The organism is Desulfarculus baarsii DSM 2075 (assembly GCF_000143965.1).
Classification (GTDB): Bacteria; Desulfobacterota; Desulfarculia; order Desulfarculales; family Desulfarculaceae; genus Desulfarculus; species Desulfarculus baarsii.
Genome location: NC_014365.1, coordinates 3,315,619 through 3,328,494 on the forward strand (window position 1 = coordinate 3,315,619; position 12,876 = coordinate 3,328,494).

Annotated in this window: 12 protein-coding genes; 5 read left to right on the forward strand and 7 right to left on the reverse strand. The window is 65.9% G+C overall.

Going from position 1 to position 12,876, the window contains the following annotated elements:
• Positions 1-17: 17 nt before the first annotated feature.
• Together DEBA_RS15000 and DEBA_RS15005 are read right to left on the reverse strand one after the other, a co-directional pair.
• Positions 18-770, reverse strand: a complete 753-nt coding sequence (locus DEBA_RS15000; RefSeq protein WP_013259792.1) for an ATP-binding protein — start codon at positions 768-770, stop codon at positions 18-20.
• Entirely contained in the window at positions 763-1,191 is a 429-nt protein-coding gene (locus tag DEBA_RS15005; RefSeq protein WP_013259793.1) for an RrF2 family transcriptional regulator, read from the reverse strand. The genes DEBA_RS15000 and DEBA_RS15005 overlap by 8 nt, the downstream gene beginning before the upstream one ends.
• A gap of 224 nt (positions 1,192-1,415) precedes the next feature.
• Between DEBA_RS15005 and DEBA_RS15010 the strand changes: the two genes are divergently transcribed.
• The 4 genes from DEBA_RS15010 (at position 1,416) to DEBA_RS17415 (ending at position 4,328) form a co-directional block, all read left to right on the forward strand.
• Entirely contained in the window at positions 1,416-1,709 is a 294-nt protein-coding gene (locus DEBA_RS15010) for a putative quinol monooxygenase (protein WP_013259794.1), read from the forward strand.
• Positions 1,710-1,819: 110 nt separating this feature from the next.
• A complete protein-coding gene (locus DEBA_RS15015) occupies positions 1,820-2,203 on the forward strand; it encodes a hypothetical protein (protein WP_013259795.1) in 384 nt (127 codons plus the stop codon).
• Between the two features lie 41 nt (positions 2,204-2,244).
• Positions 2,245-2,598 carry a YidH family protein gene (locus DEBA_RS15020; protein WP_013259796.1) on the forward strand — a complete coding sequence of 118 codons (354 nt, stop codon included), beginning with the start codon at positions 2,245-2,247 and terminating at the stop codon, positions 2,596-2,598.
• Positions 2,599-2,771: 173 nt separating this feature from the next.
• Entirely contained in the window at positions 2,772-4,328 is a 1,557-nt protein-coding gene (locus DEBA_RS17415; RefSeq protein ID WP_013259797.1) for a methyl-accepting chemotaxis protein, read from the forward strand.
• A 15-nt stretch (positions 4,329-4,343) separates the two neighbouring features.
• Here the strand turns inward: DEBA_RS17415 and DEBA_RS15030 are convergent, their stop codons facing one another.
• The gene (locus DEBA_RS15030; RefSeq protein ID WP_013259798.1) at positions 4,344-4,883 is read right to left on the reverse strand and encodes an HPP family protein; all 540 of its coding nucleotides are present in this window, start codon (positions 4,881-4,883) and stop codon (positions 4,344-4,346) included.
• Between the two features lie 196 nt (positions 4,884-5,079).
• Here DEBA_RS15030 and DEBA_RS15035 point away from each other — a divergent pair, with 196 nt between their 5' ends.
• Positions 5,080-6,540: an MltF family protein gene (locus DEBA_RS15035; RefSeq protein WP_013259799.1), complete on the forward strand. Its 1,461-nt coding sequence runs from the start codon at positions 5,080-5,082 to the stop codon at positions 6,538-6,540.
• On the opposite strand, the gene typA is transcribed toward DEBA_RS15035, so the two are convergent.
• From typA to DEBA_RS15055, 4 genes are all read right to left on the reverse strand, one after another.
• Positions 6,537-8,360, reverse strand: a complete 1,824-nt coding sequence (gene typA / locus DEBA_RS15040; protein ID WP_013259800.1) for a translational GTPase TypA — start codon at positions 8,358-8,360, stop codon at positions 6,537-6,539. The genes DEBA_RS15035 and typA overlap by 4 nt on opposite strands.
• Before the next feature lie 131 nt (positions 8,361-8,491).
• On the reverse strand, positions 8,492-10,597 hold the full coding sequence (locus DEBA_RS15045; RefSeq protein WP_013259801.1) for a tetratricopeptide repeat protein: 2,106 nt from the start codon (positions 10,595-10,597) through the stop codon (positions 8,492-8,494).
• Between the two features lie 141 nt (positions 10,598-10,738).
• Positions 10,739-12,361 (reverse strand): glycerol-3-phosphate dehydrogenase/oxidase, encoded by a 1,623-nt coding sequence (locus tag DEBA_RS15050; RefSeq protein ID WP_013259802.1) that lies wholly within the window; start codon positions 12,359-12,361, stop codon positions 10,739-10,741.
• Complete coding sequence (locus DEBA_RS15055) at positions 12,361-12,765, reverse strand: Rid family detoxifying hydrolase (protein ID WP_013259803.1); 405 nt, start codon at positions 12,763-12,765, stop codon at positions 12,361-12,363. The genes DEBA_RS15050 and DEBA_RS15055 overlap by 1 nt, the downstream gene beginning before the upstream one ends.
• Positions 12,766-12,876 lie beyond the last annotated feature (111 nt).

The following is a 12,876-nucleotide window of genomic DNA, read 5'->3' on the forward strand; positions in this document are numbered from 1 at the left end:
CCTATCCTCCCCGGCCCTCAGGCCACGCCCGCCATGGGCGGTTGATGCTCCAGCACCCGGCCGTCGCGGCCGATCATCATCGAACCCACCGGCAGGTCGAGGCCGGCTCGCGCCATGGCCTGGCGCACGATGAACTCCAGCCCCTTGCAGCAGGGCACTTCCATGTGCACAACCGTGATCGAGCGCGGCCGCGCCCCGGCGATGAGCTGGGCCAGCTTGTCGATATGGGCCTGGGCGTCGTCGAGCTTGGGGCAAGCCAGGGCCACGGCGCGGCCGCCCAGCAGGCGCGCGTGCAGATCGGGCAGGCTGGCGGCGGCGCAGTCGGCCAACAGCAGCAGTTCGGCCCCTTGCAGATACGGCGCGTTGGGCGAAAGCAGCTGCAGCTTGATCGGCCAATGGCCCAGCCGCGAGGCCACCGGCTGGGCCTCGCCCTGGCAGGCGCAAGGGGCCTGGGCCGGGCTCAGGGTCATGGCCTGGGACGACGGGCAACCACAGGCCATTGCCGGCAGCGGCTCGGCGGCCGGGGCCTCGTGCTGGCGACGATGGACCTCGGCCTCGTCGAACTCCTCGGCCTCGCGCTGGGTGATGGTCAGCGCGCCGGTGGGGCAACCGCCCAGGCAGGCGCCCAGGCCGTCGCAGAGGATCTCGCCCACCAGCCTGGCCTTGCCGTTTTCGATGACCAGCGCGCCCTCGGCGCAGTCCAGCACGCATTGGCCGCAGCCGTTGCACAGTTCCTCGTTTATTTCGATGATGTTTCGCATCCTACGCATTTGAAGCCACCTTTCCCCACTCGGCCGTCAAGTCGCCGAGCTTGGTGTTGGCGAAATAGTCCTTGATCTCCTGGCTGAGCTTGCCCAGCAACTCGCCCATGATGCAGTGGCCGCCGCAGACGGGTTGACCCAACAGGCAGCCGACTTCGCCCAATTGACCCTCGGCCGCGGCGTAGACCTCCAGCAGGCTGACCTGCTCGGGCGTTTTGGCCAGGGTGAACCCGCCGCCCGGCCCGCGCTGGGAAACGACCAGGCCGGCCTTGCCCAGGCGCTGCATGACCTTGGCCAAGTGGGCCTCGGAAGCGCCCATGACCCGGGCGATCTCGTGGGTGGAGGCCTTGCGGCCCGGCTCGGCCGCCAGGTAGGCCATGGTGTGCAGGGCCAGGGAAGCGGCTTCGGATATATGGATGAGACTGTTCATGGCGGCCTCTTTGTTATATTCTGGTACTACAATACTTCTTTTGTCGCCGGTCGTCAACCCCGCGCGATATTTTTTTGGGGCGGGCGCGGGGCGATCGCTTCCCGGCCGAAAACGGGCGACGCGCTTTGGCTGGTTGCCCCCGGCCCGGCGGACTATTGTATAATGACCCCTGGCCGGCGAGCGCCGCGGCCAAGGCCCACGCAATCAACCTCGGAGGACGATCCATGAGCAAAGTGACGGTGGTGGCCCTGATGACCGCCAAGGAAGGCCAAGAGACCGACGTGCAAAAAGCAATGCTGGACTGCGCCGCGCCCACCCGCCAAGAGGCTGGCTGCCTGAACTATGACATTCATCAGTCGCTGAAAAAGCCGGCCGAATTCATGGTGCACGAGAACTGGGCCTCCATGGACGCCCTGGCCGCCCACGGCAAAACGGCGCACATGGCCAAGCTGATGAGCGACCTGGCCGACAAACTGGCGGTCGCGCCCAAAATAACCTTGTGGAAAGAACTACAATAGTATAGCATACGTTCGTAGCGGCAACTCGGCCGGGCCATCAGTCGACGCCGCCGGACCGCCAGCGGAACTTCCGCCACGGCCTTGGGTTCGGATCACTCTGTGGGGGGTGTGTGAAACAAGTGATCGCCGGGGCGCTGGCGCTGTTGATGCTGTCGAGCCTTTCCTGCGTCCGCGCGGAACGGGGCGCGGCCGCGTCGGGCCAAGGCGATACGGCGACGGCGGCGCGGCCCGGCGAGGCCGCCGCATGGCGTTTTTGGCCGGCGGCGGCCCTGACGGCCGGCATGGCCGTGGGAGTGGGTCTGGGCCTGTGGCGCGGCCGGCAAGGGCGGGCCAGGCGCGCGAACGGACGGTCCCTGGCCGAAGGCAAGGTGTTGATCCATCCGGCGTTGCGCCGCCGTAAACTGGCCCGTCGGGCCGTGGACAAGCTGTTGCGCGGCCGAGCCGATCTGCTCAGCGACGAGGAAATGGCGGCGTTCCTGGCCGAGCGGGGCTGAGCCTGGCCCGGCCAAGGAATCACCGCCGGGAGAGATCGTTCATGGCCATGGAATCCGATCAACCGCCCTGCGTGAACGCGCCGGCCGATCAGCTCATCATCAACGAGGCCCAGTTGCTCCTGGCCGAAAAACGCACCAGCCTGGCCACCCTGCGCACGGGCATCGCCGTGCTGGCCCTGCCGCTGACCCTGGCCAGTTTTCTGATCGTCTTGTCCTCGCGGGTGGTCTTCGACGGGGCCACCTATCTGCTGTGGCCGGTGCTGACCCTCTGCGCGGCGTTGGTGGCGTTGGGGGCCTACCTCATCGGCCGGGCGCTGTCGCGCCTGCAGCGGGCCGATCGCCTTTTACAGCGGCTCAAGCGCGATCACGCCTTCATCGGCCAATACATGGCCTGAGCCGCCGCCCCGCGCCCCCACCAAAATATAGGGTAAGGCCATTTGGTTTTTTTGTTGAACCAAGCCGCCGGCTCCCGAATAATCAAATCAGCACGATGCATCAACACAACCGGCCCGGTGGACGGCGCGCCGTCCCCTGCCCTACCGCGGCCATGGCGAAAGGAACGAGGCGCATGAACTGGTTCGGCCAGCTGACGGTGGGGCGTAAACTGACTTTTGGCTTCGCGGTGATGATCATCTTCATGGCCGTCATCGGCGCGGTGGGCTTTCGCAGCCTGACGGCCATCCAGGCCAACCTTGAAGATATGTTCCAGATTCGTCTGCCCAGCCTGGACTATCTGTTGCAGGCCGACCGCGACCTGCAACAGTTGTTGGTGGCCGAACGCAGCCTGATTTTCGCCGAGGCGGGCGGCAAGGCCTTTGAAAAGCAACTGGCCGATTATGAAACCAACCTGCGCCAATCGGCCGAACGCTGGAACAAATACAAGGCCCTGGTCAGTCGGCCCGAGGAAAAAGAGCTGCTGCCGCTCTACGAAAGCGCCCGCGCGCAGTGGGAACAAGCCTCGCGCAAGGTCGTCGAGGCCTGCAAGAGCGGCGATCCCCAGGCCCGGCAAGCGGCCATGACCCTTTCGCTGGGCCAGGCCGGCGAGCTGTTCGAGGCCATGCGCGACCACCTGGACAAGCTTCAGGAGTTCAACCAGCAATCGGCCGAGGCCGACCACGGCGAGGCCACGGCGGTCGCCGACCAGACCATGGCCACGCTGTTGATCATCACCTTGGCCGGCATGGGCCTGGCTGTCCTGCTGGCCCTGGTCATCGGCCGGGGCGTGACCAAGCGGCTCAACGCCGTCATCACCCGCCTGGCCCAAAGCTCCCAGCAGGTGGCCTCGGCCTCGGCCGAGGTCAACAAGGCCGGCCAGTCCCTGGCCCAGGGCTCCAGCCAGCAGGCCGCCGCCCTGGAACAAGTCAGCGCCTCGCTGGAGCAAATGGCCTCCATGACCAGCCAAAACGCCGACAACGCCCACCTGGCCGACGACAAGATGAAATCCGCCGCCCAGATCGTGGCCACGGCCAATCAATCCATGGCGTCGTTGCGCCAGGCCATGGAGGCCATCAACGCCGCCAGCGGCGAAACGGCCAAGATCGTCAAGACCATCGATGAGATCGCCTTCCAGACAAACCTCCTGGCCTTGAACGCCGCCGTGGAGGCCGCCCGGGCCGGCGAGGCCGGGGCGGGATTTGCCGTGGTGGCCGACGAGGTTCGCTCGCTGGCCCAACGCGCCGCCGAGGCCGCCCGCACCACCGCCCAGTTGATCGAGGAAAGCATCCGCGACATCAAAAACGGCGGCAGCCTGGTGCTGGCCACCGACGAGGCCTTCAATCAGGTGGCTTCCAGCGCCGGCGAGGTCGGCGGCCTGGTCGGCGAGATCGCCGCGGCCAGTTCCGAGCAGGCCCAGGGCATCGGCCAGGTCAACCGGGCCATGTCCGACATGGATAAAGTCACCCAGCAAAACGCGGCCAACGCCGAACAATCGGCGGCGGCGGCCGAGGAGTTGGCCGCCCAGTCGGACCTGCTGCGCGGCCTGGTGCGCGAGCTGGCCGTGCTGGTGGAGCGGCGCGCCGACCAGCGGCCTCGGGCGGCCATCAGCGGCGACGGCGACAAAAAGTCGCGGCCCGCCAAGGTTAAGGCCCTGCCGCCGGCCGACCAGGGCCAGGGGTTCGACTTTTAGGCCGATTGCCCCAGGTTAGAACCAGAACAGCGGATAGCGCCGGCGGCTGGGGATGTTGTTGACCACCACCGCCACCGCCAGCATCAAAAGCGACCCGCTGGCCACCGGCGCCAAAACGTACCAAAAGCCCAACTCGGCGATCTGCGGCCCGCCGATCACCGCGATCAGGGCCGTGGCCCCGCCCGGCGGGTGCAGCGTGCTGGTCAGTTGCATCGCCGCGATGGCCGTGGCCACGGCCAACGGCGCGGCCAGCCAAAGCTCGCCGGGCAGGGCCAGACGACAGGCCACGCCGATCAACGCCGAAAACACGTGGCCGCCCACCAGGTTGCGCGGCTGGGCCAGGGGGCTGTTGACCGCCCCATAAATCAGCACCGCCGAAGCGCCGAACGAGCCGATGATGAACACCAGCTCCCGACCGTCGAACCAGGCGAAATGCAAAAGCGCCACCGCCGCGATGCCCAAAAACGCCCCCAGCCACGACCAGAACACCTCGGCCCGATCGGCCGCCGGCGGGCACTGGCCGCCGCCCTTCATCTTGCACAAAAATCGGTTCATGGCCGCCCTCCACCCGCGCGAAGCCCGCGACGACATATTGTGGTATTATGGTGATAGAATACTATAATGCGCCGCGTCGTCAAGGCTTTCTTTCACCCTGGCCCGGCAAACTGCCGTTGACAGGGCCGGCCGCTTGGGTCGAATATTGGCCCAAACGGCCACGCGCACGGGTGTTTTCCAGGGAATAGCGGATATTATGAACTATTTCAAATTATTGCGTTTTTGGGCGGCGCTGGCGGCGCTGTTCGCGACGCCCGCTTTTTGCGGGCTGGCCACGGCCCAGGATGGCGACGCCTTTCACGAACGCTCCCTGGAGATCATCACCGAACCCTGGACCGGCGACCTGGACGGCATGCTGGAGCGGCGCTACATCCGCGCCCTGGTGGTCTACAGCAAGACCAACTATTTTCTGGACGGTCCCACCGAGCGGGGCGTCACCTACGAAAGTCTGAAAAACTTCGAGGCCCAGCTCAACGCCGGCCGCAAAAAGAAAGTGCACATCCTGCCCATCCCCGTGACCAACGATCAGCTTATCCCCATGCTGACGGCCGGCAAGGGCGACATCGCCGCGGCCATGCTCACCGAGACCGCCGATCGCCGCAAGCTCGTCGATTTTTCCGCGCCGTTCAGCGACCAGATCCGCGAACTGGTGGTCACCGGGCCTGGCTCGCCAAAGATCGCGCACGCCGCCGACCTCAGCGGCAAGACGGTCTACGTGCGTCAGTCAAGCAGCTATTTCGACAGCTTGCAAAAACTCAACCGCCAATTGGCGGCCCAGGGCAAACCACCGGCAGTCATCGAGCCGGCCGACGAAAACCTGGAAGAAGAAGACATCCTCGAGATGGTCAACGCCGGCCTGATCCAGATCACCGTGGTCGACAATTATCTGGCCAATTTCTGGCGGCAGTTCTTCACCGACCTGGAAGTGCACAAGAACTTCGACCTGCGCTCCGGCGGCCGCCTGGCCTGGGCCTTCCGCCATGGCAGCCCCAAGCTGGCCAAAGCCGTCAACGAGTTTGTCAAAAAAAACAAGCAGGGCACCCTGATGGGCAATATCCTCATCAAGCGCTACCTGCGAAACACCCAGTGGGCCAAGCGGGCCATCAGCGGCCAGGACTTGGCGCGCTTCAAATCCACCGTGGGCTTTTTCAAACAATACGCCGGGCAATATTCCTTTGACTGGCTGATGATCACCGCCCTGGCCTATCAGGAGTCCGGTCTGGACCAAAGCAAGCGCAGCCCCGAGGGCGCGGTGGGCGTGATGCAAATTCTGCCCGGCACGGCCGCCGGCCATCCCATCTACATCACCGGCGTGACCAAGCTCGACAACAACATCCACGCCGGCGTCAAATACCTGCGCCACCTCTATGACGAAAACTTCAAGGACGACGCCGGCGTCAGCGAACTGAACAAGGTGCTTTTCACCTTCGCCGCCTACAACGCCGGCCCGGCCAAGGTCAAGCAGTTGCGCGCCAGCGCCGCCAAGATGGGCCTCAACCCCAACGTGTGGTTCGGCAACGTCGAGCAGGCCGCCGCCCGCGCCATCGGCCGCGAGACGGTGCAATACGTCTCCAACATCTTTAAGTATTACATCGCCTACAAGCAGATCGCCAAGCAGGGCAACCAACGCGAGGCCGCCCAGGCCGCCGCCCGCTAGATTTTCTTGCGGGCCCCGCCCAGCTTTTGCGCGTCTTTTTTGCGCAGGCGAATGGACTTTGGCGTCACCTCGACCAGTTCGTCGTCATCGATGTATTCCATGGCCTGTTCGAGGGTGAAACGCCGCGGCGGCGTCAGGCGCAGGGCCTCGTCGGCCCCGGAGGCGCGCATGTTGGTGAGCTTTTTCTCTTTGGTGATGTTGACGGCGATGTCCTCGCCCCGCGAGTTCTGCCCCACGATCAGCCCCGGGTAGGAGGGGTCGCCTGGTTCGACGAAGATCGAGCCCCTGGGCTGGAGGTGGTAGATGGCGTAGGCCACGGCCTTGCCCATGCGGTCGCTGACCAGCGAGCCGTTGGAGCGGCCGGCGATCTCGCCGGCGTGGGGCGCGTGCCCGATGACCAGGGTGGTCAGGATGCCCGCGCCGCGGGTGTCGGTGAGAAACTGCGAACGATAGCCGATCAAGCCCCTGGTGGGTATCTCGAACTCCAGGCGCGTGCGGCCCTGACCGTTGTTTTGCATGCGCGTCATCTTGCCGCGCCTGGCCGAGAGCTTTTCGGTGACCACGCCGACGTATTCGTCGGGCACGTCGACCACGGCCAGCTCCAGGGGCTCGTGGACCACGCCGTCGATGAGTTGGGTGATCACCCTGGGCTTGGACAGGCCCAGTTCGAAGCCCTCGCGGCGCATGGTCTCCACCAGCACGGCCAGTTGCAGCTCGCCCCGGGCGCTGACCTTGAACGAATCGGTGGCCTGGCCTGGCTCGACGCGGATGCTGACGTTGTAGAGGGTCTCTTTTTCCAGCCGGGCCTTGATCTGGCGCGAGGTGAGCAGACTGCCCTCGCGGCCGGCCAACGGCGAGGAGTTCACCGAGAACTCCATGGACATCGTGGGCTCTTCGACGCTGATCACCGGCAGCGCCCTGGGGTCTTCGGGGTCGGCCAGGGTGTCGCCGATGAAGGCGTCATCCACGCCGGCCACGGCGGCGATGTCGCCGGCGGCGATGTCATCGGCGGCCAGGCGCTCCAGGCCGCGATAGGTGTAGACCTGGCTCAGGCCGAAGCGCCCGGCCGGCTGGCCTTTTTTCAGCAAAAGCACCTGACCGCCGGCCCGCAACCGGCCGCCGACGATCTTGCCCACGGCGATGCGGCCGACGTAGTCGGAGTAATCAAGGTTGGTGACCAGAAACTGTAGCGGCGCCTCGGGGTCGAAGCTGGGCGGCGGAATGTGGGCCAGGATGGCCTCGAACAGGGGTTGCAGGTCCACGCCCTGCTCGTCGGGGCTGTTTTGGGCCACGCCGGCCTTGGCGTTGGTGTAGAGAATGGGGAAATCAAGCTGATCGTCCTCGGCCCCCAGGTCGATGAGCAGGTCGTAGAGTTCGTTCTCCACTTCCTTGATGCGCCGGTCGGGGCGGTCGATCTTGTTGATCACCGCCACCAGGGGCAGCTTGCGCTCCAGCGACTTGGAGAGCACGAACCTGGTCTGGGGCAAGGGGCCTTCGGAGGCGTCGACCAAAAGCATCACGCCGTCGACCATGTTGAGCGTGCGCTCGACTTCACCACCGAAATCGGCGTGGCCGGGGGTGTCGACGACGTTGAGCTTGACGCCGTTGTAGGTGATGGCCGTGTTTTTGGCCATGATCGTGATGCCCTTTTCCCGCTCCAGGTCCAGGGAGTCCATGACCCGTTCGGCCACCTTTTCGTTTTCGCGGAAAACGCCGCTCTGCCAGAGCATGGCGTCGACCAGGGTCGTTTTGCCGTGGTCGACGTGGGCCACGATGGCCAGGTTGCGCAGGTCTTGCCGCTGTTGCATGTTCGAAGCCATGATTTCCGTCAACCTCCGGCCGCGCCGCCGGCGGTCGTCATTAGTTTGGGTGAGCGTTGCCCGCCGGGCGCGCCGCCGCGCGGGAGAGCGCTATTATACCATCACAACGCCGCGTCGGCCCTGGGGCCGCTTCAGGCCTTGCGGACAAAACGGGCGCAGTCGATTTTGGCCAGCTTGCCGGCTATCTCGCGGCAGAGGTTGCTCAGGGTGGGCTCGGCCGTCAAACCGGGATGGCCGGCCAACTCGGGCCGGCGATAAAGGGCCTTGGCCATTTCCTTGGCCGCGCCGGGTTGGTCGGCCCGCTCCAGGGCCTGTTGCGTCGTGGTCAGCTCGGGCGGCGGCGGGGCGCTCTCCCGCGTTGGCGCCAGCGCGCCACGGCTGACCAACACGCCCAGAATCTTGCCGAAAACGCGCATCTTGGGCTGATCGTGGCCGACCAACAGCGGATGCAGCCTGGCGGCGAAATCGGCCACCGGCCGGCTGGCGTGGCGGTCAAACTCCAAAAAATAGGGCCGCAGCTTCTGGGCCAGCGAGAAAAGCAGTTGCAAGGCCTGGCGATCCTGGCCCTGGCGCAACAGGCCCTCCAGACGCAGCGTGGCCGCCCGGCAGGCCGCGTCGGCCGGGCCGGTGGGCTGGTCGGATACGGCCGGCGATTGGCCGAAGATGTCGATGATGCGCGCCAACCGCGGCGCGATGACCGTGTTTTGATAAAAATTTTCGTCGGCGGGCAGATTGGGGTCGATGTAGATGGCCTCCACCGCCCGGCCCACGGCCTCGATTTCGACTTCCAGCGAGCGGGCGCTGTCGGTGGCGGCCATCTCCAGGGCCTTGCTCTGCATGGCCACGGCCAGGTTGAACAACACCACGCCGCGAAACGACGGCCGCAGCTCCAAGAGCGACCGATACAGCCGTATCGAGCGGTCGACATTGCCCTGCTGGCGCAGTTGCATGCCGATGTAATTGAGCCGCGAACAGGCGTCGTGAAAATGCTCGGGGCTCTTGGCGGCCTGTTTCAGATAGCGCTCGGCCGTGTCCACGTCGCCATCGAAAAACGCGCCAAGGCCGAACTGGATCATGTGCCGTGGCGAAACCACGCCATCGCCTCCGACCTTGTCGCTGAGCGTCTGCTGGGCCAGGCGGCCCAGGCGACGCACCATGGGGTTGGCCTCGCCCAGCACCTGGCCCAGCTCCAGGGTCAGGATGTTTTCGGCGATGGCCGCGGCCATGTCCTTGCGCTTGTCCACGGCGTGGCCGCTCCGGGCGGTGACCACGCTGGCGGCCTTGTCGATGGCCAGGCGATAGTTCTGCTCGGCCTCCTCCAAAAAACCCTGAATCACCGCCGGATCGGGCGGTTGGCCCAGGGCCCGCTTCTTTTCCACGTAGTCCTTGACCTGCTCGACGCGCAGGTTGGCGATCTCCTGGTTGGGCGCGGGCAGTTCCTCGGCCACCTTTTCGGCGTCGCGCAGCATCTCCATGGCCGGGGCGTATTTTTTGCGCTTGACCAGCAGGCGGCCGCCCTCCAGATAGGCCTCCGGGTCGGTGGGCAGGGCCTCGATGGCCTGGCGGCACAGGGCGATGGCCTTGTCGAAGTCCTTGGACTCTTTCAGTTTTTGCACCTCGGCCATGATCTGTTCGGCCTGGGCGCGACGGTTTTTCAGTTCCTCGGCGCTTTTGTATTCGCGTAGCTCCAGCAGGCGGCCCTTGCGCGTCTGAAAGTATTCCAGCAGATAATCGTGCAGCTCATCGACGCGTTCCCGTTGCTGCTGGGCCTTGTCGCCAAACATATCCTGCACGCGCAGCATGAAGGCGCCCACGATGCCAAACGGGAAAAGCTCCTCGACGATGCGCAGGCGGATGTCGTGATCCTGGGCCGAGACGAAAATGGGGATGCAGGCGCCCAAAAGATCCGAGGCCGCGCGCCGGGTGTTTTTCATCAGCGACGCCACGCCGGCGTAGAAATCGCCAAAGGCCAGGTCGCCATAGCCGATGCCGCCCGCGTCCTTCATCTGCTTGGGTGGGTGATTGACCAGGATCACGCCGTCTTGCAGGCGCATCAACTCGGCGAAAAGCTGGCGCATGGCCTGAAAATAATTGGCCGGCGCACGGGCGGCGCTGACGTTGGCGAAACCAAGCTCCTTGAGCGCGGCCGCGGCCTGGCCCAGCAGCGTGGCGTCGGCGATAAATAGTTTTATCGGCGTGTCGAGGTGGGCGGCCAAGGCTGGGGAGGCTGGCGACATCGATCAATCCAGGCGGCAGCGGGGCCGTTCGCCGAAAAACGACATGCCGACCCGCCTCGGCGTTGGGGCGGGCCGCCGCCAAAAGTCTATCATCGCCGGCCGGCGATTCAAGCGACGTTTGCCAGACGCCGCCCCGCCGGCTCAATCAATGGGCAAGCGCAGCCAGCCATTCACGTCATCGATTTCGCGCTGGCGTTTCTCGGCGCTCCAGCCCAGCTCGGCCGCGCAGATGTCGGCGGCCTGTTCCAGCACGCCGGGCGCGGGCTGACCCAGCGCGCCCAGGCCCGTGCGCCGCAGCACGGCGTCGGCCAGGGTGCGGGCCATCTCGTGGCGCACGGCGAACGCGACCCCGGCCATGATCTCGCCGTCGAAAGCGCTGCGCCGGGCCAGCTCCGGTTCGGCCCGGGCCAGCTCCAGCACCTGGCCGCACTGCGCGCCATAATTGCGAGCCATCACCTCGACCGTGTCGGCGGGAAAATCGGCGTGCAGATTTTTCATCTCGGCCACGAAGGACTCCACGCCGCGCATCTCGCAGCCGTTGAGCGGCTTGCCAGCGGTGGCCGATGGCGGCAGGTCGCGGCCCAGCTTGCGGCCGATGACCTTCATGGCCTTTTCGGCCAGGTTGCGGCTGGTGGTGTACTTGCCGCCTTCGATGGTGATCAGCCCCTCGACGCCCTCGGCGGCGTTGTCGTGGATCTCGTAGCGCCGCGAGGCCTGATAGGTGCCTTCCACGTGATCCTCGACCAGGGGCCTCAGGCCGCCATAGGCGAAGACGATGTCCTCGTAGGCCAGCTTGCCGTCGCCGTAGCACGAGTTGAGCGTGGCCAAAAGCTCCTCGACGCTTTGCTTGGTCACGCGGTAGTTGTCCGGGTCGCCGTTGTATTCTTTGTCGGTGGTGCCCACCAGCGTGTGCCCGCGCCAGGGCAGCACGAACAGGTGCCGACCGTCGTCGGTCCACAGCACCACGCCCCAGCTCGATTTGAGCTTGGGCGTGATGAAGTGGATGCCCTCCGAGCGCCGGATGCGCGGCGAGGCCTCGGCCGCGCAGCCCGGTTGCAAAATCAGGTCGGCCCAAGGCCCGCCGCAGTTGACCACCAGCGAACCGCGCAAGTCGATTTCGGCGCCGCTGAGCAGGTCGCGCGCCTTGACGCCGCCCACCCGGCGCTCCAGCGGGCAGATGGCGTCCAGGGCCTGGGCGTGGTTGGCCACGTGAGCCCCCATGGCCACGGCCGAACGGACAAAAGCCAGGGTCAGGCGCTCGGGAAAAGAGCTTTGACAATCGTAATAGAGCGCCGCCGACTCCAGGCCCTGGGGCCGCACGTGGGGGGCCATTTGCATCAGCTCGTCAACGGCGACCATGCGGTGGTTGGGCAGGCGCTTGTCCTTGTCCCAGGTCCATTTTTTGTCGTAGGCGATCAGGTCGTAGAGGGCCAGACCCGCGCGCACCGTCCACGACGATTTGTAGAGCGGGGCCAAAATCGGCAGCGGATAGACATAGTTGGGCGCGATGTTCTCCAGGATGCGCCGCTCTTGCAAAGACTCGCGCACCAGGCCCAGCTCGCCATAATAAAGATAACGCAGCCCGCCGTGGATCATCTTGGAGGTGGCCGCCGAGGTGGCCCAGCCGAAGTCGCGCTTTTCGATCAACGCCACCGCCAGCCCCCGCGAGGCCGCCTCGTAGGCGATGGCCGCGCCGGTGACCCCGCCGCCGACGATGATCACGTCGTAGTTGCGGCCATCGTAGCGTTCGATGAACCTTTGCATCACGCCCTCCGCCCGCCCAGATAAACCACGGCCTCGATCATCAGGGCCACGCCCTTGGGCAGGGCCGCCGCCTGCAAGGTGGCGCGGGCCGGCGCGGGCTGGCCGAAATGGGTCGCGTAAACCTCATTGAAACGCTCGAACTGGGACAGGTCGGCCAAAAAGACCGTGGTTTTCACCACATCGGCCAATGCGGCCCCGGCCGCCCGGCAGACGGCCGCCAGGTTGGCCAGCGCCTGGCGCGTGGCCGGCTCGATATCCGGGCCCACCACCTGGCCGCTGGACGGCTCCACGGGCAGTTGCCCCGAGACAAAAAGAAAATCGCCGGCGACCACGCCGTGGGAATAAGGCCCGGCCGCCGCCGGCCCGCCCGCGGGGCAAACCGCCCCGATCGCCCTTTCGCTCATCTTCACCCTCGCCGCCGTCGGTCGCCCGCCGGCCTCTTCAAGACTGATCCCTGGGCCAATGTTAGCACACCGCCGGGCCGTGGCGGCGCGGTCGGCCCAGCGGCGCGAAAA